General features: G+C 72.4%; 21 protein-coding genes and 1 pseudogene. 11 read left to right on the forward strand and 11 right to left on the reverse strand.

Annotated features, from left to right (window positions below; genetic code table 11):
• Positions 1-51: 51 nt before the first annotated feature.
• Together AB0I22_RS09705 and AB0I22_RS09710 are read left to right on the forward strand one after the other, a co-directional pair.
• Positions 52-879, forward strand: coding sequence for a class I SAM-dependent methyltransferase (locus tag AB0I22_RS09705; protein ID WP_363130154.1), 828 nt, complete (start codon positions 52-54; stop codon positions 877-879).
• Positions 880-1,015: 136 nt separating this feature from the next.
• Entirely contained in the window at positions 1,016-1,513 is a 498-nt protein-coding gene (locus AB0I22_RS09710) for a pyridoxamine 5'-phosphate oxidase family protein (protein WP_363130155.1), read from the forward strand.
• A 7-nt stretch (positions 1,514-1,520) separates the two neighbouring features.
• Here the strand turns inward: AB0I22_RS09710 and AB0I22_RS09715 are convergent, their stop codons facing one another.
• A complete protein-coding gene (locus AB0I22_RS09715) occupies positions 1,521-2,051 on the reverse strand; it encodes a hypothetical protein (RefSeq protein ID WP_363130156.1) in 531 nt (176 codons plus the stop codon).
• Between the two features lie 37 nt (positions 2,052-2,088).
• A complete protein-coding gene (locus tag AB0I22_RS09720) occupies positions 2,089-2,631 on the reverse strand; it encodes a hypothetical protein (RefSeq protein ID WP_363130157.1) in 543 nt (180 codons plus the stop codon).
• Positions 2,632-2,878: 247 nt separating this feature from the next.
• On the opposite strand from AB0I22_RS09720, the gene AB0I22_RS09725 reads away from it, so the two are divergent.
• Positions 2,879-3,520 (forward strand): GNAT family protein, encoded by a 642-nt coding sequence (locus AB0I22_RS09725; RefSeq protein ID WP_363130158.1) that lies wholly within the window; start codon positions 2,879-2,881, stop codon positions 3,518-3,520.
• Positions 3,521-3,544: 24 nt separating this feature from the next.
• On the opposite strand, the gene AB0I22_RS09730 is transcribed toward AB0I22_RS09725, so the two are convergent.
• On the reverse strand, positions 3,545-4,804 hold the full coding sequence (locus AB0I22_RS09730; protein ID WP_363130159.1) for an MFS transporter: 1,260 nt from the start codon (positions 4,802-4,804) through the stop codon (positions 3,545-3,547).
• Between the two features lie 258 nt (positions 4,805-5,062).
• Here AB0I22_RS09730 and AB0I22_RS09735 point away from each other — a divergent pair, with 258 nt between their 5' ends.
• Positions 5,063-6,031 carry a LysR family transcriptional regulator gene (locus AB0I22_RS09735; protein WP_363130160.1) on the forward strand — a complete coding sequence of 323 codons (969 nt, stop codon included), beginning with the start codon at positions 5,063-5,065 and terminating at the stop codon, positions 6,029-6,031.
• A gap of 49 nt (positions 6,032-6,080) precedes the next feature.
• Here the strand turns inward: AB0I22_RS09735 and AB0I22_RS09740 are convergent.
• The 7 genes and pseudogenes from AB0I22_RS09740 to AB0I22_RS09770 form a co-directional block, all read right to left on the reverse strand.
• Positions 6,081-6,404 (reverse strand): annotated as a pseudogene (locus AB0I22_RS09740) (DUF1266 domain-containing protein); the annotation flags it as partial.
• A 15-nt stretch (positions 6,405-6,419) separates the two neighbouring features.
• The gene (locus AB0I22_RS09745) at positions 6,420-7,256 is read right to left on the reverse strand and encodes a hypothetical protein (RefSeq protein ID WP_363130161.1); all 837 of its coding nucleotides are present in this window, start codon (positions 7,254-7,256) and stop codon (positions 6,420-6,422) included.
• A gap of 80 nt (positions 7,257-7,336) precedes the next feature.
• Entirely contained in the window at positions 7,337-8,566 is a 1,230-nt protein-coding gene (locus AB0I22_RS09750) for a serine hydrolase domain-containing protein (protein ID WP_363130162.1), read from the reverse strand.
• Between the two features lie 124 nt (positions 8,567-8,690).
• Positions 8,691-9,626, reverse strand: coding sequence for a hypothetical protein (locus AB0I22_RS09755; RefSeq protein WP_363130163.1), 936 nt, complete (start codon positions 9,624-9,626; stop codon positions 8,691-8,693).
• Positions 9,623-10,429 carry a hypothetical protein gene (locus AB0I22_RS09760; RefSeq protein ID WP_363130164.1) on the reverse strand — a complete coding sequence of 269 codons (807 nt, stop codon included), beginning with the start codon at positions 10,427-10,429 and terminating at the stop codon, positions 9,623-9,625. The genes AB0I22_RS09755 and AB0I22_RS09760 overlap by 4 nt, the downstream gene beginning before the upstream one ends.
• Entirely contained in the window at positions 10,426-10,611 is a 186-nt protein-coding gene (locus tag AB0I22_RS09765; RefSeq protein ID WP_363130165.1) for a hypothetical protein, read from the reverse strand. Before AB0I22_RS09765 ends, AB0I22_RS09760 begins: the two co-directional genes overlap by 4 nt.
• A 124-nt stretch (positions 10,612-10,735) precedes the next feature.
• The gene (locus tag AB0I22_RS09770) at positions 10,736-11,287 is read right to left on the reverse strand and encodes a superoxide dismutase family protein (protein WP_363130166.1); all 552 of its coding nucleotides are present in this window, start codon (positions 11,285-11,287) and stop codon (positions 10,736-10,738) included.
• Between the two features lie 254 nt (positions 11,288-11,541).
• Here AB0I22_RS09770 and AB0I22_RS09775 point away from each other — a divergent pair, with 254 nt between their 5' ends.
• From AB0I22_RS09775 to AB0I22_RS09795, 5 genes are all read left to right on the forward strand, one after another.
• Positions 11,542-11,907 carry a WXG100 family type VII secretion target gene (locus AB0I22_RS09775; RefSeq protein WP_363130167.1) on the forward strand — a complete coding sequence of 122 codons (366 nt, stop codon included), beginning with the start codon at positions 11,542-11,544 and terminating at the stop codon, positions 11,905-11,907.
• Positions 11,908-11,970: 63 nt separating this feature from the next.
• Positions 11,971-12,285, forward strand: a complete 315-nt coding sequence (locus tag AB0I22_RS09780) for a WXG100 family type VII secretion target (protein WP_363130168.1) — start codon at positions 11,971-11,973, stop codon at positions 12,283-12,285.
• A 56-nt stretch (positions 12,286-12,341) separates the two neighbouring features.
• Positions 12,342-13,688, forward strand: a complete 1,347-nt coding sequence (locus AB0I22_RS09785; RefSeq protein ID WP_363130169.1) for an EsaB/YukD family protein — start codon at positions 12,342-12,344, stop codon at positions 13,686-13,688.
• 190 nt (positions 13,689-13,878) lie between these two features.
• Positions 13,879-16,674, forward strand: a complete 2,796-nt coding sequence (locus tag AB0I22_RS09790) for a right-handed parallel beta-helix repeat-containing protein (protein ID WP_363130170.1) — start codon at positions 13,879-13,881, stop codon at positions 16,672-16,674.
• A gap of 107 nt (positions 16,675-16,781) precedes the next feature.
• Positions 16,782-17,105, forward strand: a complete 324-nt coding sequence (locus AB0I22_RS09795) for a hypothetical protein (protein ID WP_363130171.1) — start codon at positions 16,782-16,784, stop codon at positions 17,103-17,105.
• A gap of 61 nt (positions 17,106-17,166) precedes the next feature.
• Here the strand turns inward: AB0I22_RS09795 and AB0I22_RS09800 are convergent, their stop codons facing one another.
• Positions 17,167-17,787, reverse strand: coding sequence for a hypothetical protein (locus AB0I22_RS09800; RefSeq protein WP_363130172.1), 621 nt, complete (start codon positions 17,785-17,787; stop codon positions 17,167-17,169).
• A gap of 173 nt (positions 17,788-17,960) precedes the next feature.
• Between AB0I22_RS09800 and AB0I22_RS09805 the strand changes: the two genes are divergently transcribed.
• Both AB0I22_RS09805 and eccCa read left to right on the forward strand, forming a co-directional pair.
• Positions 17,961-18,410, forward strand: a complete 450-nt coding sequence (locus AB0I22_RS09805) for a hypothetical protein (protein ID WP_363130173.1) — start codon at positions 17,961-17,963, stop codon at positions 18,408-18,410.
• A 100-nt stretch (positions 18,411-18,510) separates the two neighbouring features.
• On the forward strand, positions 18,511-22,752 hold the full coding sequence (gene eccCa / locus AB0I22_RS09810) for a type VII secretion protein EccCa (protein ID WP_363130174.1): 4,242 nt from the start codon (positions 18,511-18,513) through the stop codon (positions 22,750-22,752).
• Positions 22,753-22,823 lie beyond the last annotated feature (71 nt).

Consider the following 22,823-nt stretch of genomic DNA (forward strand, 5'->3'; position numbering starts at 1 on the left):
GAGGTGACAACCCGCTGGCGAGGGCCCAAGCCTGTGGATAACCTCACCGGCATGCACAGACCCATGGCCCCCGATGACTGGCGCGAGGCGAACCGCGCGATGTGGGACGAACGCGTCCCCATCCACATCGGCAGCGATTACTACGACCTCGACGCCTTCCGCCGCGACCCGGACTCACTGCGCGGGTTCGAGATCGAGGAGGTCGGCGACGTGACCGGCCGCAGCCTCCTCCACCTCCAGTGCCACATAGGGCTCGACACCCTTTCCTGGGCCCGCCGGGGCGCCCGGCACGTCGTGGGCCTGGACTTCTCCGAGCCCGCCGTCGAGGCCGCCCGCGACCTCGCCGCGAGCCTCGGCCTAGGCCCGGACCGCGCCTCCTTCGTGGCCGCCGACGTGTACGACGCCGCCGAGGCCGTGCCGGACTCCGCGTACGACATCGTCTACACGGGCGTGGGCGCCCTGTGCTGGCTGCCCGACATCGTCCGCTGGGCCGAGACCGCGGCCTCCCTCGTCGCCCCCGGCGGCTTCCTCTACCTCGCCGAGTTCCACCCGATGACCGACGCGCTGGACGACGAGACCGGCGCGCGCGTCACCTACGACTACTTCAGCCGCCAGCCCTGGGTGGACGAGACCCCCGGCACATACGCGAACCTCGACGCGACCACCGTCAGCAACCGCAGCGTCGAGTGGCAGCACACGCTCGGCGACGTCGTCTCGGCCCTGGCGGCGGCCGGGCTGCGCATCGACTTCCTGCACGAGCACGACGTCACCCTCTTCCAGCGGTTCGGCGCGCTGGAACGCCGGGACGACTACTACCGCCTGCCGGCGGACCGGCCGCGCATCCCGCTGATGTACTCGCTGCGGGCTTCGCGGCCGTGAGCGGTGGGCGGTGACCGGTGAGCGGTGGGCGGCGGGCGGTGAGCGGTGAGCGGTGGGCGGTGAGCGGTGGGCGGCGGGCGGTGAGCGGTGAGCGGTGGGCGGGGCCGTTGTCATTGGCGGGGTGCACACTGACGCCATGTACGAGACCCCCGAGGAACTGACGGCTCTCCAACGGCTCTTGGACGACAGCTACGCGGCGTCCGGCCGGTACCTCCGCTCGGTCATCGGCGAAGAGCGCCGGCTGGGCGCGGAGGGCGTCGTGGACAGGCTGCGCGGCGTCTCCACCATGGCCTTGGCCACGGTCACGGCACGCGGCGAACCCCGCGTGGCCCCCGTCGACGCCATCTTCCACCGAGGCCATTTCGTCTTCGGCACGGCCCCGAACTCCTACCGCTTCCGCCACATCAGCGCCCGCCCCTCGGTCAGCGTCACCGTCTTCGACGGCGAACGCCTCCAGATCACGGCCCACGGCAAGGCGATACCGCTGTCCCTCGCCGAGGAGCCGGGGCTCGAATCCTTCCTGATCGAGTTGTACGGGCAGGAGGCGTGGGACAGGTGGATGCGCTACATGCCGTGGGCCCGTATTCACGCGGAGAAGATGATCACGTTCCTGAACCCGGAGGCCGCCCGCTGACGCCGCGTCACGTGCCGCAGCCCATCGCCTTGGCTCCTACGGGGAGGTAGGACTCCGCGAAGCGCTGGATCTCGGGCCGGAGACTGTCGGAGCTCTCCGCCCGAGGTCCGGATACCCGGATCTCCAGGATGTAGCTCGCCTGCTTCCCGCGATAGGCGCAACGGTTCACGACGTACGCCCCGTTGTCCGCGAGCACGCCGTCGTCGCCGATACCGGTCTTGTGCAGGTTCTTCAGCTGCCGATACGGCTCCTTGGCGAAGGCCATGGCGTCGATGTGGCCGGAAGAGCGTGCGTCGTCGATGTAGAGGACGAGTTCCTTGTCGACGCTCACTCGGCACGTCTCGGTCCAGTCCTTGTCCATCCCTTGCCTGGCGTCTATCCGCTCACCGGGAGGGAGCAGCGGCTTGAGCAACTCGGAGTCGACCTTCTTGCCGCACAGCGCTTTCGGGACGTCGTACCCCCGGGATTCACCACAGCCGCCCGCCCCTGCGAGCAGCACGGCCAGCGTCAGCGCACACGCGATCTGTTTGGACCTCATCGAGCGGCTCACGTACGCCCACCGGCCTTTCGGGCGCTCACTCGCCGCAGCCCATCGTCTTGGCCCCGACCGGGAGATAGGACTCCGCGAAGCGGGCGAGCTTCGTTGGGAGGGGTGCGTTCTGGGCGGCCTTGGTGTTCTCAAGGGAGACGTCGAGGATGTAGAAGCTCTTCTCGCCCTGGTGCGGGCAGGAGTTGACGGAGAGAATCGTGCGGTCCGCGGTCACGCTGTCGTCGCCGAATGGCGACTTCTCGGGGTGCGCGAACCTGCCGGGGTGGTTCTTGGCGAAGGCGGTGGCGTCAATGGCGGCTTGCTGCCGGACTTCGTCGATGTGCAATGCCGGTGAGCCGTCGACCGACAGCTCGCACGTGGCTTCGTCTGCCCCGAGGCTCTTACTGTCTGCTTTCAGCTCTTTGCCCGACGGCAGCAGCTTGCCGAGGAGCTTGGCGTCGACTTCCTTGCCGCACACCGTGTCCGGGACAGCGTAGCTCTGGGAATCGCCGCAGGCCGCGGCACCCGAGAGCAGCGCGACAGACACCGCAACGCGGACGGCCGACCTGTGCATCAGTACGCGGATCACTGCTCCTGCCAGCCCCTTGGCACGGTTGTTTCCGTCATACGCGGCACCGCCGATGTCGTGCTTCAGGACGTGGTCACTGTTCGCGTTGGAGTCATTCGGGTCGTCTTCATTAGGGGGTCACGCTACCCACGCGATCATGGCGATTCCATGGCCTGCTGAAACGGATGCCGAATCCTGACGCGGGCGTATCTCCGCACCGCGGCTAATTCGGTCGACGCCTCGGCGGGCCGTTCGGCAGGCTCTCGTCATGGGAGCGGATGTCTGGCCGTTGTACGGCCTTCGGGTCACCACGCCACGTCTTGAACTGCGGCTGCCGGATCTGGAGCTGCCGGCCGAGTTGGCGGAGGTCGCCGCGGGTGGGGTGCATGACGCGGCGGAGATGCCGTTCACCGTGCCGTGGACGGATGTGGGGCCGGCGGAACGGGGGCGGGCGGTTTTTCAGCATGTGTTGGGGACTGTCGCGGGTTGGCGGCCGGAGGAGTGGACGTTGAGCCTCGCGGTGTTGTGCGGCGGGAAGGCGGTCGGGCGGCAGGATCTCGGTGCGGCCGGGTATGCGGTGACGCGGGAGGCGGAGACGGGGTCGTGGCTGGGGGCGGCGTACCAGGGGCGGGGGATCGGGACGGAGATGCGGGCGGCGGTGCTGTATCTGGCGTTCGAGGGGCTCGGGGCGCGCACCGTGACGTCCTCCGCGATGACGGACAACCCGCGTTCCCTCGGCGCCTCCCGGCGGCTCGGCTATCGCGACGACGGCCTCGCCGTGGCGTCCGTACGCGGAACGGCTCGCACCCTGCGACGGCTGCGGCTGGACCGTGCGGGGTGGGAGGCGCACCGTACGGTCCCCGTCGAGGTGGAGGGGCTGGAGTCGGCTCGGGCGCTCTTCGGGGTGTGACGGGGTGTGACGGGATGGCGGCTGCTACGGGGCGGGGCTCGGTTCCTCCTGGTCCCGGTGCGGTTCAGGGGCGTCGCTCAGGCCAGCCTCCGGCTCGTGGGCTCGGCGGGGGAGCAGCAGCGGTGTCGCCAGTAGTAGGAGGCCCGCTATTGCGATCGCGGTCCTGGGGCCGGTGAAGCCCGCCAGCAGCCCCCATAGTCCCGTCAGCAGCGCGATCGTGGCCTTGGTCGTGACCGACCAGGTGGACAGGGTGCGGGCGATCCGGTCGTTCGCGGTGTGGTCGAGGCGGTGGGCGGCGAGGACCGGGGTGAAGACGCTGGAGCAGAAGATCAGGCCGAACTCCACGACCATGACCAGCATGAGCCCGGCCGTCCCGGGGCGGATGAAGGCCAGCCCGATCGGCCAGCACGCGCGCAGCGTCCCGGCGGTGCGCATGACCTTGTGCCGGCCGAACCGGGTGACGGCCGGCTGCGTCAGCCGGGAGCCGATCAGTCCGCCGAGGCAGGGCACCGCGAAGGCGAGCCCGTACTGCCAGGGCGCGAACCCGAGGGGGCCGAGCATGAGGACGGCGAGCAGCGGCGTGGCCGCCATGATCAGGCCGTTGTTCAGGGCCGTGTTGAAGAGCAGCGGGCGCAGCGCCGGGTTGGCCAGGATGTACCGCCAGCCGTCGAGCAGGGAGCCGGTGCGGCGCCCCCGCGGTGCGTCGGTGCGTACGGGCCGGGGTTCCGAGCCGCCGATCGCGCGGATTCCGGCGGCCGAGAGCAGATAGCTGACGGCGTCGGCCGTCACGGTCAGCACCGGGCCGAACACGCCGATCGCGGCCATGCCGAGCGGTGGTCCGAGCATGCTGGAGGTCCAGTTCACGGCCTCGAAGCGGCTGTTCGCGACGATCAGGTCCTGGGGCGGCACGAGGGCTTTGAGGCACGCCCCGGCGGCCGCGCCGAAGGTGATGCCGGCCGCCGCGACGGTCACCGACACGATCAGAAGCTGGGCGAAGCCGAGCCGGCCGAGCGCGAACGCGATGGGGATGCTCGCCAGCGCCGCGAACCGGATCAGGTCCATCGCGATCATCGCCGGCCGTTTGCGGCGGAACTCCACCCACGGGCCCAGCGGCACCGCCACCAGCGCGCCGACCGCCGTGCCGGCGGCCGCCAGTACCGACACCTTCGTCGGCCCGGCGTGCAGCACGAGGATCGCGATCAAGGGGAAGGCGTCGAACGCGAACCAGGTGCCGAAGGCGCTGACCGTGTACGCCGCCCACAGCCAGCCGAACGGGCGGCCCAATGATCTCTTGCGCCGGGGCTCCCGCGGTTCTCGCGTCCCCTGTTGCCCCTGTGGAACCTGTTGCCCCTGTTGCCTCTGTTGTTGTCTCTGTGGTTCCGGTGTCTCCTGCGTCTTTCGCATCCCCACGCCCCCCTGCACGGACAGCTCTTCAGCCCGTTGCCGACCGGCGCACATCAAAGCCAATCGCGAGTCCGCAGATCAAACAACCAACGCGCCCCCGCCGCGACAACCACAGGTTGTCGGTCTACGATTCCGGGCGTGGACCTCGACGCCGTGCGCACTTTCGTAGCCATCACGGACGAGGGGACGTTCCATGGAGCGTCCGACTCCCTCTCGATCACCCAGCAGGCCGTCTCCAAGCGCGTCGCCGCACTGGAGAAGAGCCTCGGCGTGCGGCTCTTCACCCGTAAGGCGCGCGGACCGCTGCTCACCGTCGACGGGCAGGCGTTCCTGCCCCACGCCCGCGCGCTCCTCCGGGCCGAGGAGCGCGCGGCCGCTTCCGTACGGCCCGGGAGCCGTGCCCTGCGCGTCGACGTGATCGGCCGGCGGCTCGCGCCGGGCGGGCTGCTGAGCGACTTCCACCGCGCGCACCCCGGCACCGAACTCGACGCCGTCACCCTCTTCGACGCCGATGCCGCCATCGCCGCCGTCCGGTCGGGCGCGATCGACGCCTCCTTCCGCGCCGTCACCGTGCCCGCGCGGCAGCTCCCCGACGGCGTCGAAGCCGTCCGGGTCCACGACGAGCCCCTACAGCTCCTCACCGGCCCGGATCACGCGTTCGCCGACGCCCGCTCGGTCACCCTCGCGCAGCTCGCCGGGCACCGGATCTGGATGCCCGGGCTCGTCGCCGGCACCGAATGGGCCGCCTACTACGACGACCTCGCCGCGGCGTTCGGGTTCACCATCGAGGTCACCGGTCCCGATTTCGGCACCGAACCGCTCCTCGACACGATCGCCGGATCACCGGCGCTCGCGACCTTCGTCGGGGAGCAGACCCGCCTCATCTGGCCCCCCGAGGACGACTTGCGGCGCATCGCCGTCCGCGACCCGACGCCGGTCTACCCGCACTCGCTGATCTGGCGCGGCGACAACCCGCACCCCGCGCTCGCCATGCTCCGCGACCACTTCGCCGATGTCCGGGCCCGGGCCGCCGGCCGCCGTCATGCCGATTCCAGCGTCAATGCACATACAGAAGGCGGGACTTGGACTCCTGAATGGGCTCGGTGACCTGGGAGTCGTGAGCGTTCCTCGTCACTTCTGACGCGGTGTCAGCTCTCTACTCGTCCCACGGAACAGACCGCCACGGTCCCGCCGGCTCCTCCATGAGAATCCGGTGCGGCTTCAGCACGCTCGCGTACCAGGCGCCGAACTCGTCCCCGTCGAACCGCAGCAGGCGGCCGAGCGCGTACCCCGCCGAGAACTCCGCCCACGACGCGTAGTGCTCCCGGCTCAGCGCCCCCGCCCGTACGATCGCCGACTGCGCGGCGTCGGCTCCGCACAGCCGGGCGCTGAAGCCCCAGCGGGCGAAGTTGACCCCGCGCCCGTAGTCGTAGGCGACCGCGCTGCGCACGACGGCGTCGGGCGGCAGCAGGCCGTCGGCTCTGAAGCGCGACTCTTAGGCGAGGATGCGTTCGATGACGCGCTGTATCTCGACGCCGGCGCTCGGCGGGGCCGACAGTTCGTCGAGGGCCTCGGCGCAGGCGCGCCGCCAGTCGTCGTGGGTGGGCGCTACGCGCCAGGCGCGGGTGAGCCGCTGACGTACCCGGAGGGCGAATTCCGGTTCCGCGGGGCTGTTCTCGGCGGCGAGGAGCGTGTCCATCTGCTCCTGCCAGTCCCGCGCGGTGGTCGTGCCCCACAGGTCGCGGAGGAGGCGGCGGTCCTGTTCGTAGTCGTCGTAGACGTCGTCCAGGTCGTTCCACAGCACGCCGTTGGTCACGGCCAGCAGCGCCCCGCAGCCGAGCCCGTGCGCCAGCGGGCCGTTCAGGGGGCCGGTGGCCTTGGTGAGAAGCCGCATGGGACGTTCGTTCTTGGGGGTGCCGCGGACGGCCTTCTTGGACAGGCGCTTCCAGCGCATGAGGTCGCGCGGGCGGGCCGTCAGGTACATCTCGACGGGCGTGCCGGGGTTGACCAGGAGGGACAGGCGCGGGTCGGCCCAGCTGCGGGCGAGCGTGTCCAGGCTGGTGCGTACGGCGACGATGCCGGGGCGGCGCGGCAGCCGTTCGCCGACCGTACGGACGATCAGGCAGCCGCTGGAGATGCTGCGCCAGGGCGCGTCCCCGCCCGCGTCGACCTGGTCCTTGGCGACATACCCCACCAGATCGACCCCGGCGAGTACCCGCAGACAGCCCTTGGAATCACCGCGCCCCACGGCCTCCATCAGCTCCCGCTCGACCTCGGTGACCGGTTGCCATGAGCGGGTGACCGTCTTCGCGCGCGCCCTTGAAGTGCTCACCGGCCAACTCTACTGACGGCCGTGACGAGCTGACGGGCGGGCTGCCGGGGCCCGGCGGGCGGCCGGATTCTGAGGGGCTGTCAGCGGGAGTCCGCCGTGGGGGCGGCCAACCCGGCCAACGCGTCGTAAGCCTCCTGGACGAGCGTGTTGCCGCGCTCCGCACCGCAGTTGGCGAGGGCCACCAGGGCGAGGCCGTGGCGCGGACTGAACCCGGCGAAGGACGTGCAGCCGAGGGTGCCGCCCGCGTGGTGGTAGAGGACGGAGCCGTCGGGGCGGGGCCGGACGTTCCAGATCAGGGCGAGGCCGTCCCTGCCGCGCGGCATCGTGAGCCGGGGCCGGGTGACGTCCCGCAGCGCCGTGCGCAGCGGCTCCGGCGGCGTCGCGCCCGCGCCCGTGCCCGTACGGGCCGGGCCGTCCTCGGGTCCGCCCTCGGGTCCGTCCTCCGGGCTGTCCATCGGGCCGCTCTCAGGGTTGTGCTCCGGGCCGCCCTCCGGGGGGTGATCCGGGCCGTCCTCCGCGCCGTTCGCCAGCGCTTCGACGTACGCGAGCAGGTCGCGCGCATCGGCCCGGACCGCTCCGGCGGCGGGCATGCCGGGGATCTCGAAGGGCGGCCGCGGCCTGCGGCGCCGGTAGCCGGTGACCTCGGGGGCCCCGCCGCCCGCGCGTGGCGCGCAGCTCGTACCGCTCAAGCCGAGCGGCGACAGGACGCGGGAGGCCAGCAGCTCCTCGTACGAGAGGCCGCCGCCGGCCGCGCCGCACAGGGCGTGCCCCAGCAGCCCCACGCCGAAGTTCGAGTACCGCATCCGGCTGCCGGGCCGGCAGCGCAGCCGGGTGCGGGACAGGGCGTGCAACACGTCCGCGCCGGTGAACGCGGCGTAGGGGTTGGCGAACAGCCGGCGGCCGGCCGTCGCCAGCAGGCCCGGGGGCAGCCGGGGGAGCCCGGAGGTGTGGGTGGCCAGGTGGGTCAGGGTGATGGCGTCCGTGCCGGCCGGGTACCGGGTGCCCGGCGGCAGATGGCGTACGGCGCTGTCGTGGTGACCCACCTCGCCGCGGGCGGCCAGTTCGGCGAGGAGCAGAGCGGTGAGCGTCTTGGTGAGCGAGCCGATCTCGAAGCGTGTACGGGCGTCGGCCGGGGCGCCTCCCTCGTACGCGGTGCTGCCTCGGGCGAGGAACGTCCGCTGTCCGCGGTAGTACAGCCCGGCCACGACGGCGCTCGCGCCCGGGGCGGCGGACAGCAGCGCGCCGGGCAGGAGTGTGTCGGGCGGTGGCGTGTCGGGCAGCGGTCTAGCAGTCAGTCCGTCTGCGTCCATGGCGGTCATGTGACGGTCCGTGCGGGGCTTGTCCCGTATGTCCGTGCCGGGCGTGCCCCGGAAACCTGTACCGGCCCCGTTCCGAAAGTCCGTACCGGCCCCGCCCCCGCCCCCGCGGAAACCGTCATGAGACAGGCTGTCCCGGCTCGTTCAGTGCCCGGTTGAGGGCGAGGGTCCCGGCGACGACGGCCACGATGGTGGTGTGCTGGTGGTCCTCGAAGCGCTGGGCCGGGTCGTCGTCGACGGGGGTGTCGTCGCGGGGCACCATGCCGTCGGCGTGCTGGAGTTCCGCCAGCCGCTGCCAGTCCTCGGCCTCGTTGCAGGGTTCGGGGAGGCAGTTGCCGACGATCATCAGCTCGGCCATCAGGTCCCACTGGCTGATCTCGGCCCAGATGTCCGTCCACATCGGCAGCCAGTGGCCGAGATAGCCGACGACGTCGCCGGGGAGTCCGCCGGGGACGCGTCCCCAGTCGGTGAGGTGGAAGACGGTGTGGGTGACGGCGTAGCCGGTCAGCCAGTCGATGTGCCAGGGCTCCGGCATGCTGCCGAGCCAGGTCGCCCGGGTCAGCGCCGCCCAGTCGTGGGCCCCGGCGCCGTGGTCGTGACCGGTGATGCGGGCGGCGTTGGCGACGGCGAGGCGGCGGTTGGGGATGTGCTCGGAGGCGTGTGTCGCCCGCAGCGTGACGGTATGGGCGAGGAGCCCTTCCAGCAGCGCGTGGCGGTAGCCGGCGCGGGCGAAGTGGGCGTAGGTCTCCAGGGGGTCGGTCTGGAGGGGGTGCCGCAGGAGGCGTTCGTACAGCAGTGTTCCGTCGCCGAGCTGTCGCCAGCCGAAGTCCAGCAGTTCGCGCGCGAGGGTGAGTTCCTTCGTTCCGGCCGCGCCGTCGCGGAGGACCAGGGAGGCGGCGAGGGCCGTTTCGGCGAGCGCCTTGTAGGCCTCTCCCTCCTCGCCGAGGTCGGCGCCCGGGAGTTTGGAGAGCGCCCCGTACTCGCGGTTGGCGTGCAGCCAGGCCAGGGCCCGGCTGCTGACGTCGTGCGCGGTCCGGGTCGGGACGGGGCTCATACGGGCTCCAGGCCGAGCAGTCGGCGGGCGATCGCGGTGTCCAGGGCGAGGCGTCCGCCGTCGCCGCCGGCCAGTTGGATATAGGTCGTCAGCGGCGCCGGGTCGAGCGGCAGCGCGACGCCTTCGGCGTGCAGCCAGGCCAGCCAGCGGGCGATCCGTGCGGCGGTGGCGAAGTCGCGCCGCAGGGTGGCGCGGCCCGCGCCGCGGGCGAGTCCGACGGCGCCTTGCCGGGCGGCGTCGTGCACGGGCCCGTCCAGGCCGGGGAGCGCGAGCGAGGCGAGCCGGCCCATCCGTACGGACCAGGGCGCCCAGCCCTCCCGTACGGCGCCGTCGCCGTCCGGACCGGCCGCCGCGGTGGGCGGCAGGTGGCGGGGCGCGGAACCGTCGTACTGGGGAGGGCCCTGGGGGTACGGCGGCTGGAGGGGCGGTGAGCCCGTGACGTCCGCCGGCTCGGCGGCGGACAGCAGGGTGAGCAGCCCCCAGTCGGCCCACGCCATGAGCCATGGCTGTTCCTCCCCAGCGGGCGGCGCGGCGGGCGGCGGCTGTACGGGCGGCAGCGCGTCGAGGGCGAGGCGCACGGCCTCGGCCTCGCCGGGGGGCAGGGCCAGCCCGGTCAGCGCGTAGGGCGCCAGGACGTCGGCGCCGAGCATGCGCACCGCGCCGAGGGCGACCGCCGGGTCGCCCGCCTCCTCCACGTGGGCCGCCACAGCCGTGCCCTCGACGCCGCGGAGGACGTCGAGGGCACGGCCGGCCAGATGACCGGCCGATTCGCTGTGGGCGGTCCGTGACCGCTCGGAGATCACTTGCGCTTCGGCCCCTTGGGCGAGAGGGCCAGCCCTGCCAGCAGGATGCCGGAACCGCCCCCGACGCCGTCCGGCGAGGGGATCGGAGCGTCGCTGACTTCCGTTTCGGGCTGGGTCATCAGGTGACCGAGGATTTCCTTGTCGAGTGCGAGGCCAGTCGGCTTGAGAGTCTGGACAGGCATCTTCGTTCCTTTGCAGAGATTCATCACCACAGCCGGTGATGCCCCGATGCTCTGTCCAATTTAACCCGATACGTCGCGTGGCGCTCGTTGGCGGGACCCCAGCGCCCCAGGGGCCCGCGGGGCGTCAGGCGAAGGGCACGTTCACGCAGGCGAGGCGGGCCCCGGCCATGCCGGCGTGGCCGGGCTCGGTCGAGGTCCTGTGCTCGTGGACGACCACGGACCGGGCCTCCCCGTACCGGAAGTGCCAGCTCTGCCCCGCGCGCGAACGCCCGTCGCCGTCCTCGTCGGTCGTGAGGTCGAGCCACACCTCGTTGCGCGGGTTGGCGTACGCGGGGTCGGTGGAGGGCTGCTTCGGGTCGCGTACGTCCTGGTAGTGCGGCCCGGAGTCCTCCGGCTTGGCGCCGCACGGCTTGGAGTGCGCGTGCGCGCCGAAGGTGCGGTTCGCCTGCACCCCCTCCAGCCGCAGGGCGACGGAGGTTCCGCCGCCCTCGTGCCGCCGCTCGGTGACCACCACGCGCCCGCCCTCCGGCACGGCGGCCCGGTCGTAGGTGACGGCTGTGTAGGGGGCTTGGCCGGCGGAGCCGAAGTGCTCGTCGACGGTCACGGTGGTGCTGTGCACTCCTGCGGTCGGGCTCAGGGCCATGGCCGCGGTCAGCATGGTCGCAACGAAGGGCATGTCCACTCCCTGACGGGTTCCACTCCCTGGCGGGAGGGATCGGATGCGGATGGGAATCCTGGGACAGTTCTTGCCGCCTCGGATGATTGCGGGAAGGGGGGCTGCCCACTACCGAGTATCTGGACAACCCGAATCCCGCGCTTTCCGTGCTCACATCCTGCTCAGATGCTGCCCATCCGGGCTCTCGCGGTCCCGACCAGGGGCGGGACGGTGCTTGACTGCTGGGGCATCAGCGAAGAGGGGCGGATTCCACCATGGCTGACCAGCCTTCTGTGAGCGTCGGTGGTGTCACCTACCGGGTGACCCCCGAATACCTGGCCAACGCGTCCAGCAACACGATGTCCACGGCGGCGGAGATCGCCGGGCAGCTGGCGGAGCTGAAGACCTATGTGACCAGCTTGGAAGCGAGCTGGCAGGGGCTTGCCCACAACCAGTTCCAGACTCTGATGACGGAGTACGACATCTACGCGCGGATGCTCCACGACGCCCTGGAGGGGATCTCCAAGGGGCTTCAGGGCAACTTCGTCAACTACAAGGACTCCGAGCAGCAGAACCTCACGAACCTCGCCGCGCTGGGCGAGGACGTGCCCAAGGCGCCGGCCGGCACCAACTTCAACTGAGCCGGGCTCACAACCACTTGCTCGATTCGCCCGGGGGTTCCGGGCGCATTCCTAGGAGTGTTCATGGCCGATATCGACGGCACGCCGATCTACGTCGGCGAGGGACTCGCCGCGGCGGGCGGTGTGCTCAACTCCAGGGCCGCGGAGATCTCCGGCGAACTCCAGCAGCTGAAGTCCCAGCTGGCCCCGCTGGTCGACGCCTGGCGGGAGAGTCAGGCCGCGACGTACTACCAGGACATGCAGAATGAGTGGGACCTCGCGGCCGACGGGCTGTTCGGGCCGGAGGGCGTGCTCGGGCGGATCGCCACCGCCATGCACGTGAACTGGAACAACTACAGCGACGCCGAGTGGTCGAACATGTCCACCTGGCGGCACTGACCCCACCGCGGCCCGCGGGCTCGCGGCCGTGCGGTCCGACACCTAAGGAAACATCCGTGCCCGATGAACGCTGCCGGGTCACCGTGGTCGGCGAACGCAGGCGGGTCGACCTCGCGCTCCCCGCGCAGGCCCCGATCGCCGAGTACGCCTCCCGGCTCGCCACCCTGTGCGGCCAGACCGAACCCGAGGCCATGCCCCCGGTCTGGTCGCTCGCCGAGTCGGGCGGCAGCCCCATGGCGCCCGGCGAGTCGCTGGCGGCCGCGGGCATCGTGGACGGCGCCATCCTCTACCTGCGCGACCAGCGGGCGGCGGAGCTCGGCGAGCTGACCGTCACCGACCTCGACGAGCAGGTCGCCAATGCCCAGGACACCAGCGGCCTGTGGAACATACGGCGGCGCGCCCAGTTCGTCGTGGGCGCCGGGCTCGCGGTCGCCACGGCCTCCGCGGGCTGGATCGGCGCGCACCGGCTCGCGAGTCCGGTCGTGGCGCTGTTCGGCGTCGCCGCGCTCTGCTCGGCGCTGCTCGCCTGGTACGCCCAGCGCAAGAACTGGCCCCTGCCGCACGCCATGCGCCAGCTCCTCGCACTGGCCGCCTGCCCGCTGCTGGCCTGTGTCGGCCTCGGCGTGCCCGTCCACGGCTCGGCGCTCACGCCGGTCCTGGTCTCGCTGTGCGCCGTCTTCGGCGCGCTCGCCGGGCTCGTCGCGCTGCCCGCGCCCTCCACCGTGGTGCTCCAACTGCTCACCGTCGCGACCGCCTTGTTCGTGGTGCCGCTGACCACGCTGCACGCGGGCCTGACCGGCTCCGCCGCCGTCGTGGCCGCCGTGCTGTTCATGCTCGCCGGGCTGCTGCCCCGGATCACCAGCCAGATCGCCGTACTCGTGCCGTCCGGCCCCGACACCGGGGCCGCCGCCCTGGACTCCGGCGAGATCGCCGCCGTCGTCCGCCGCGGCAACGGACTGCTCACCCTGCTCTCCGTCGTGACCGGCGTCTTCCTCGCGGCCTCGCTGCTCACCCTGAGCGCCTCCCGCGGCGCCTGCGGCCTCGCGCTGGTCGGCGTCGTCAGCGTCGGACTGCTGCTCCAGGCCGGTTCGGTACGCGTACTGACCGGTGTGATCCCGCAACTCGCCGCCGGTGTCGTGGGGCTGCTCGCCCTGGCCGTCCGCGTGCCCGAGTACGCGTTCGGCTCGACCCTCGCGGGTCCGCTGGCCGCCTTCGCCGTGGGCATCGTCCTCGTCGCCTGCGGGCTGTTCCTCGCCTTCGGCGCGGCTCTGCGGCCCATCGAGCCCGAGCGCCCCACCTGGCCCGGCGGCCTCGCCACCTTCCTCTCCGTCGCCGGGCTGCCGCTCGCCGCCGGAGTGTTCGGCCTCTTCGGCTGGCTGGCCAACCTGGGAAGTGGTCTGTGAGCAAACGAGGTGTGAGCGGACGGGCTCTGACCGGGTGGCCTGTGAGCGGACGGGCTGTAAGCGGACGAGCCGTGGGCGGACGACGCGTGAGCGGGCTTTCGGCGGTACGGGCGTACGGTGCCGAGTGGCCGGCGGTACGGGCGTACGCCGCTGACGGCTACGCGTCGCCCGCACACCGGGAGCGCACCCCGTGAGGGCCGCCGCGCAGCGCGTCGCGCCCGGCAGCTGGGGCGGCCACCGCACCATCGGGGCGGCGGTCCGCAGCGCCAAGCCCGGCGCCGTGATCACCGTGCAGGCTGGCACGTACACCGAGAGCCTGGTGCTGGACAAGGACGTCAGCCTGGTCGCGAAGGGCGTCGTGCGCCTCGTCGCCTCCCGCGGGCCCGCCGTCACCGTGCACGCGGGCGCGGCCGAGCTGCGCGGCTTCGCCATCGCCTCCAGCGCTCCCCGGGACGCCGCGGTGCTGCTGCGCGGCGGCGAACCGGTGCTGCGGGACTGCGAGATCACCGGCGGCCGGGTCGAGGTCTCGGGCGCGGCGGCCGCGCTGCTGAGCGGCTGCTCGGTGCGGCAGGCCGAGAGCGTCGCGGTATGGCTGGCCGGCACCAGCCGCACCACGCTGGAGGACCTGACGGTCGGCGGCTGCACCGGGGACGGGCTGATCGTCGAGGACGAGGCGCGGGCCGAGCTCACCGACGCGCTGATCGACGGCGCCACCGGGCGCGGCGCCCTGCTGACCGGCGGGGCGCACGCGACGCTGACGCGCTGTGAGGTACGCGGCAGCGGCGTCGCCGCCGTCCTGGTGGAGGGGCACGCGACCGCGGCGCTGCGCGAGTGCCGGCTGCACGAGGCGACCGGGCAGGGCGTGTGGACCCGCGGCACGGCGGGCCGTCTCGCGGGCGCCGCGCAGTCCTCCGAAGGGCGGGCCGCGGAAGGGCAGGCCTCCGAAGGGCGCGCCACCGCGTCCGGCCCCCGTTCCGGCAGCGGTTCCCAAGGGGTGCGGCTGCGGGACTGCGAGATCTTCCGTACGGGCGGGGCGGGGGTGCTGGTGGACGGCGGCAGCGCGGTCCTGCTGGACGGCTGCCATGTGCACCACACCGCCGGCGCCGCGGTGCTCGTCACCGCGGAGGCCGCCGTGGAACTGGTCTCGGTGCGGGCCGTGGACTGCGAGGACACCGCGCTGGTGGTCAGCGGGTCGGGGCGGGCCGCCGCGCGCGACTCGACCTTCGCCCGTACCGCCGCCAACGGGGTCTACGCGGTGGGCGAGGCGGATGTCTCGCTGACCGGCTGCACCGTACGGGACACCGCCTATACGGCCGTACACCTCGGCGGCGGAGCGCGCGCCACCGCCCGGGACTGCACCGTCAGCGGCACCCCCGAATACGGCATGCGCGTCACCGAGCGGGCCGAACTCCTCGCGGACGGCTGCGAGGTGAACGACGCGGGCCTGACCGGGGTGAGCGTCGAGGGCGGGGACGCCGCCGTGCGCGGCTGCCGGGTGAACGGCGGCCGGGACGGCGTACGGCTGCGCACCACCCACCGGCCGCTGCTGGCGGACTGCGAGATCACCGCCGCCGGGGAGACCGGGGTGCGGATCGGCCGGGAGACCGGCGCCCGGCTGGAGAACGTGCGCGTCACCGGCAGCGGCGGCGCCGGGCTGCTGCTGGAGGAGGACAGCACCGCCGTCGTGGAGGGCGGCGCGGTACGCGAGTCCCAGGGCAGCGGCGTCGTGGTGCGCGCCGGGGCCCGGCCCCGGATTCTGGGGCTGACCGTCGAGGCGGCGGCGAAGAACGCGCTGTTCGTCGAGGAGGGCGGCGAGGGCCGCTACGAGGACTGCCACCTCACCAAGAGCCGCTTCCCCGCCGTCTACGCCGCCGCCCGCTCCCGGCTCGTACTGCGCCGCTGCACCGTCGACGGCACCGAGACCGACCTGCTGCGGGACGACGAGGCCGTGGTCCACGCGGAGGACTGCCACGTCGAGGACGTCGCCGAGCCGCTGCTGCCCACCCTCGCGGCGCCGGGGACGGAGGACGGCGAGGGCCGTAAGGCCGTGCCCGCCGTCGCCGGGGCCGGCCGCCGGGCCGGAGCCAAGGACGACGGCAAGGGCCGTACGGACAAGAGCGAGGACGAGCAGAGCGCCGAGGAGGCCGCGGCGAAGCTCGCCGAACTCCATGTCGAGCTGGACCGCCTGGTCGGCCTCGACGGCGTCAAACGCGAAGTCGTCACGATGACGAAGCTCATGCAGATGGTCAAGGTCCGCCAGGACGCCGGGCTCGCGCCGCCGCCGCTGAGCAGGCACCTGGTCTTCGCGGGCAACCCCGGCACCGGCAAGACCACCGTGGCCCGCCTCTACGGCGGCTTCCTCGCCGCGCTCGGCCTGCTCAGCCGGGGCCACCTGGTCGAGGCGGACCGGGGCGACCTGGTCGGCGAGTACGTCGGCCACACCGCGCCGAAGACGACCGCCGTCTTCCGGCGCGCCCTGGGCGGGGTGCTGTTCATCGACGAGGCGTACTCCCTCGTGCCGCAGGGCCAGGTGACGGACTTCGGCTCGGAGGCCATCTCCACGCTGGTGAAGCTGATGGAGGACCACCGGGACGAGGTGGTCGTCATCGTCGCCGGGTACCCGATCGAGATGTCCCGGCTGATGGAGTCCAACGCGGGCCTGTCCTCGCGCTTCACCCGCACCCTGGTCTTCGACGACTACACCACGCCGGAGCTCGTACGCATCGTCGAGCACCAGGCGGACAGCCACGAGTACGCGTTCGCGCCGGAGACCACCGACGCGCTGCACGGCTACTTCGACGCCCTGCCGCGCGGCGAGCAGTTCGGCAACGGGCGCAGCGCGCGGCAGGTCTTCCAGCGGATGACCGAGCGGCACGCGCAGCGGGTCGCCGAACTCGACCTGAGCGCTCTCGACCTGGCCTCGGCGGGCGCGGACCTGCTCACCACGCTCCTGCCCGCGGACCTTCCGCCGGGAGGCGTCACGTGAGAGACGGCTCGACGAGACAGCAGCAGCACCGCCCCTCGCGCCCGGCCCGGACGGCGCGCGGGGGCGGCACAGGACATCGGACCGGGTGAAAGGCAGGTGACCCGCGGATGGCCGAGCAGCCGACCCCGCAGGAGTGGCACGCCGACCTACAGGCGCTGAAGGACGCGATCGCGGTGGTGAAGCGCGAGAAGTCGTCGATCTCCACCAACATGTCGTCGATCGACACCAAGATGGGCACGATCGGCACGCACTGGTCCAGCCCCTCCTACCACTCGTACGACGCGATGAAGACGTGGTTCCAGAAGGGGCAGCACGACCTGGAGTCGATGCTGAGCGACATCATCAAGCGGATGGAGACCTCTTACACGAACTACCACAACGCCGAGACCGCCAACGTCAAGAACCTCAACGACGGCGGGTCCGGTGGCTGAGCCGGCGACGCGCCGCCGCCCCGCTCCGCGCAGGCGGAACGGGGCGGCGGCCGGCGCCGGGTCACTTCGCGGGCGGGTCCGGGAACTTGGACTCCCGGTCGGTGTGCCCGTAGACCTGCCCGGCGTGGTTGAGCAGCGCGATGTACTCGCCCAGCTTCTCCAGCGCGGAGCCGACCTGGAGCAGCGCGCGCTCCTGGGCGGGGTTGATGTCCGCGGCGAACTTCTCGGCGGACTCGGCGAACGGGTTCGGGTGGGAGTGCTTCCCGGCGCTCGGGTCGTACCCGGACGCGAGGGAGGTGTGCATCTCCCCCTTCGTCTCCGTGACCACGGCGCCCTGCCCGAAGACGGTGCCCTTGACGGCCATGACCTTCTTGCGGACCTCCTCGTACTTCTCGACTCCCCCCTTGGCCTCCGTGAGCATCGACGTCTCCGCGGTGCGCAACGTGGAGGGGTCGATCTTGAAGTCGCCGGAGGCGGTGTAGTTCTGCGGCGTCGCGTCCGAGCCGCTGTCGGACCCGATGTCCTTCGGGTCGTCGTTGAAGGAGGGCGGCTTCGTCCAGGCGACCTTGTCGGTCGGCACCAGGCCGTCGAGGTGCTTGTCGTGGTCGGCGCTCGGCTTCTCGTCGCCGTCCCCGTCGGGCAGCGGGGTCGTGTCGTACTTCGAGGTTATGGGGTCGGTCACGTGGTCTCCCTCGTCTCTCTCGCGCCGGCCTCACAGCCGGGCGGCCGGGCGACGGTTCTGCGGAGTATCGCCAGGTTTACCACTTATGCAGGCAATTGTCAGCGCGAGGGCGTGTCCCCCGCACCGATAGCAACCACCAGGCACCCGAGTGGAGTTGCCGGGAAAGGCGAGTCATGGGCGACAGCGGCAAGGCCGATTACGACACCTCCGTCATCAGCGTCTCCCCGAGCGGCCTGAAGGCCACCGGCAAGGAGCTGGCGGCCCTCAGCGCCGACGTCGTCAAGAGCCTCAACACCATCCACACCGCACTGGACGGGCTGAAGGTCAACTGGCAGGGCAAGGCCGCCTCGGACGCCGAAGAGGTGAACCAGGAGTGGCTGCGGGTCATGAGCGAGCTGTTCGGCACCAAGGAGGACCCGCACAAGGGGGTCCTGCCCGCCCTCTCGGACGGCGTCGGCATGGCCGCCTTCAACTTCAGCACGGCCGAGGACGGCGTCGCCGAAGCCTTCACCAAATTCCGGGAAGGTCTGGCCGAGAAGACCGGCGGCGACGACAAGCCGAAGGACACCCCGCCCGAGGCCGTGACCGACACCAACAAGACGGCGGTCACCATGACCTTCTAGCGACCTTGTAGCGATGACCTTGTAGCGAGTCCGCCGCTCCGCCATGAGCCCGCCGCTCCACCCGCTCCCGCAGCCCCCGACAGCCCGCTAGGCAGCCAACGTGAGTCGAATCCCCTTCCACCGCCCCGTCCGTACGACGCCCCCGCCGACGCCGGAGGGCCGGACGAACCTGGCCAGCCCCCCGCAGCGGCCCCAGCCCCAGGGCGCGGCGGGCTGGCTGATGCTCCTGCTGCCGCTGCTGTCCAGCATGAGCATGGCGGCGTACATGGTCGCCTACGGCAAGGCGTGGATGATCCTGCTGGGCATCGCCTTCGTGGTGGTGTCCGTCGGCGTCACCATCGGCGTACGGATGCAACTGCGGGGCAGCCGCCGCCGCAACCAGTACCGGCAGCGGGAGCGGTACCTGGAGTACCTCGCCGGGATGCGCAAGCAGGCCCTGCGCTCGCGGGTCGCCCAGCGGGCCGCCGACGTCTGGCGGCACCCGCACCCGGACCGGCTGTGGGCGATCGCCGCCCGCCGCCGCCGGGTGTGGGAGCGCCGGCCCGCCGACAGCGACTTCCTGCACCTGCGGGTGGGCACCGGCACTGTGCCGCTCGCAGCCGAGATGCGCATGCCGGACCAGAGCGACCCGACCATCGAGGTCGACGCCGAGTGCAAGCACGCCGCCGCCGAGCTCGTCCGCACGTACGGCACGGTCGAGGGGCAGGCCGCCTGGCTGGACCTCGCCAAGTCCGGCGTGGTCAGCCTGCTGGGCCCGCGCGCCCGCACCCGCGAGCTGGCCCAGTCGATGCTGCTCCAGCTCGCCGTCCTGCACGCGCCGGACGATGTGCGGATCGCGGTCGTCACCGGCGGCAACGCCGCCTGGAGCTGGGCCAAGTGGCTGCCGCACGCCCAGCACCCCGACGCGGCGGCCCAGCGCCGCGAGCAGGAGCTCGTACCGCTGCTCGCCGACGACCTCGCCGGGCTCCACGAACACCTCCAGGAGACCCTCGACCAGGCCGTGGCCGCCCGCGCCGAACGCAGCAGCCGCATCGTCCCGCAGCGGGACGCCACCCCCCGCCGCCAATTGGTGATCTTCCTCGACGAGTACGAGCCCGGGGCGCCCTGGGCCCGCTCGGCGCTCCTGGAGGACCTGATCACCGAGGCCGGCCCCGACCTGGGCATCCACGTGGTGTGCCTGGTCGAGGAGGAGGGCTCGGAGCCCGGCCGGGTGGACGTACGGGCCCGTACGGACGCCCGCGGCACGCTCACCCTGGAGGGCCGCGCGCCCGGCCTGCACGCCACCGTCGAGAAGGGCGTCGTCGACGAGACCACGCCCGGCGTCCTGGAGGCCGCCGCCCGCGCACTGGCCCCGCTGCGGCTCTCCGGCGAACGCGACCAGGTCCTCTCCGAGCACGTCTCCCTCTCCGGCATGCTCGGCGTCCCCGACATGGCCGTCTTCGACCCGGCCACCCGCCGCCGCGCCCCCGACGCGAAGGAACTCCTCAGCGTCCCCATCGGCGTGACCGGCACCGGCGAGCCGCTGACCATGGACCTCAAGGAGTCCGCGCAGGGCGGCATCGGCCCGCACGGACTCGTCGTCGGCGCCACCGGCTCCGGCAAGAGCGAACTGCTGCGCACCCTCGTCACCGGGCTCGCCATGGTGCACGCCCCCGAGCACCTCGCCTTCGTCCTCGTCGACTTCAAGGGCGGCGCCACCTTCGCGGGCGTCACCGAACTCCCGCACGTATCCGGCCTGATCACCAACCTCGCCGACGACCTCGCCATGGTCGACCGGATGCACAAGGCCCTCTCCGGCGAACAGCAGCGCCGTCAGCGGATGCTGCGCGAGGCCGGCAACGTCGACTCGGTCCGCGAGTACCAGCTCCGCCAGGCGGCCGGCGGCACCGACATCAACGGCAAGCCGCTGGAACCGCTGCCCTACCTACTGATCATCGTCGACGAGTTCGGCGAACTCCTCTCCCAGCGCCCCGACTTCATCGACCTGTTCGTACAGATCGGCCGCGTCGGCCGGTCGCTCGGCATGCACCTGCTGCTGGCCACCCAGCGGCTGGAGGAAGGCCGGCTGCGCGGCCTGGAGTCCCACCTGTCCTACCGGATCTGCCTGCGCACCTTCAGCGCAGCGGAATCCCGCGCCGTCATCGGCACCTCCGACGCCTACACCCTCCCGGCCATCCCCGGCTCCGCCTACCTCAAGGTGGACGAGACGGTCTACGAGCGGTTCCGCGTCGCCTACATCTCCTCGCCCTACCGCGAGTACGACCCGGACGGCGCGGGAGCCGCGGCCCTCGAACCCGTGCCGTACGCCGTGCACGGCGACCTCGCGCCGCTCTCCCCCGACGAGAGCGAGAAGACCGGCTGGGAATGGGAGCTCGACGCGGGCCCCACCGAACTCCAGGTCGCCGTCGAGCGGCTGCTCAACAAGGACACGCCCGGACACCAGGTGTGGCTGCCGCCGCTGCCCCCGGCGTTCACCCTCGAACCGCTGCTCGGCGACCCGGAGGCGGACCCGGAACTGGGCCTGCGCTGCGCGCAGTGGCCGTACGGCGGCGAGCTGAAGTTCCCCGTCGGCGTGCTCGACGTGCCCTCCCGCCAGGAACAGCGGCCGCTCGTACTCGACCTCGCCGGACGCCAGGGCCACCTGGCGCTGGTCGGCGCGCCGCAGAGCGGCAAATCCACCTTCCTGCGCACCGCGATGCTCAGCGCCATGCTCACCCACACCCCCGAGGAGGTGCAGTTCTACGCCATCGACATGGGCGGCGGCTCGCTGCACGGGCTGAGCGACGCGCCGCACGTGGCGGGCGTCGCCGGCCGCCGCGACGAGGAGCGGGTGCGCCGGGTGCTCGCCGAGGTCGGCCGGCTCGTCAACGCCCGCGAGCGGATGTTCCGCGACCTGGGCCTCCAGTCCGCCGCCGAATTCCGCGCCCGCCGCGCCGCCGGCGACCTGCCCGAAGGCGTACGGGCCGCCGACATCGTGCTCGCCGTCGACAACTGGGCCGCCCTGCACGAGTCCGACGAGGACGCCGTCAGCACCCTGATCGAGGTCGCCACCCGCGGCCTCGGCGTGGGCGTGCACCTGTGGCTGACCGCCAACCGCTGGGCGGAGATCCGCATCAACCTGCGCGACAACATCCCCGCCCGCCTCGAACTGTGGCTCAACGACCCCTCCGAATCCGAGATCAGCCGGCCCAGCGCCCGCGCGCTCGGCCAGAGCGTCCCCGGCCGCGGCCTGACCCCGCCCGGACTCATCCACCACATCGCGCTGCCCCGGTTCGACGACGGCGCCGACGGCGCGGACGGCGTGACCGGGCTCGCCGAGGCCCAGCAGCGGCTGGTGTCCCGGATCGCCGAGAGCTGGCAGCGGCCCGCGGCCCCGGCGCTGCGCGTCCTGCCCGAGCGGATCACCGTCCGCGAACTGGCGGTCGCCGCGGCCCCCTCGCCCGGCGAGCGCTGGGAGGGCCACGGCTCCGCCATCGGCGAGCGCGAGGTGCCCATCGGGCTCCGCGAGTCCGACCTGCGCCCCGTCGGCCTCGACCTGACCTCCGCCGCCGACGCCCCGCACTTCGTGGTCTTCGGCGACTCGGGCTCCGGCAAGACCGCGTTCCTGCGCGCCTGGATGCGCGGGCTCGCCGCCCGCCGCAGCGCCCGCGACGTGCGCTTCATGGTCGTCGACTACCGGCACAGCCTGCTGGGCGCGGTGCCCGACGAATACATCGGCGCCCGCGGCGCCAACGCCGACCTCGTCACCGGGCAGGCCCAGGCGCTCGCCGAGACGCTGCGCTCCCGGATGCCCCCGGCGGACGTCACCGCCGCCCAGCTCGCCGCGCGCGACTGGTGGCAGGGCCCGGAACTGTACGTCGTCGTCGACGACTACGACCTGGCGGCGGGCAGCATGGGGCGCGGCCCGCTCGCCCTGCTGGGGGAGTTCATCCCGCAGGCGGCGGAGCTGGGCTTCCACCTCATGCTGGCCCGCCGGGTCGGCGGCGCCAGCCGGGCCCTGCTGTCCGATCCGCTGCTCAGCAAGCTCAAGGAGGTCGGTACGGACGGGCTGCTGCTCTCCGGCGACCACCGCGAGGGCGCCCTCATCGGAAACCAGCGCGCCTACGCCCACGGGCCGGGGCGCGGCACGCTGGTCCGCCGCAGCCACGACCCGGTCGCGGTGCAGGTGGCCCTCGACGAGGGGGAGGGGCCGGTGGAGCCCGTGGGATCGGTAGTGGAAGCGGCAGTGGAAGAGGTCGTGGAAGAGGTCGTGGAAGAGGCCGTGGAAGAGGTCGTGGAAGAGGAAGATCCCGAGGCTTACGAGGCCGTTCCCGACGACGCGCCCGACCAGCAACCCGTCTGACCAGCAACCCGTCTGACCCGCAACCCGTCTGACCCGCACGACGACCGCCCCGTACGACAACTGACCCGCAC

It is taken from the genome of Streptomyces sp. NPDC050610, from assembly GCF_040654875.1.
GTDB lineage: Bacteria > Actinomycetota > Actinomycetes > Streptomycetales > Streptomycetaceae > Streptomyces.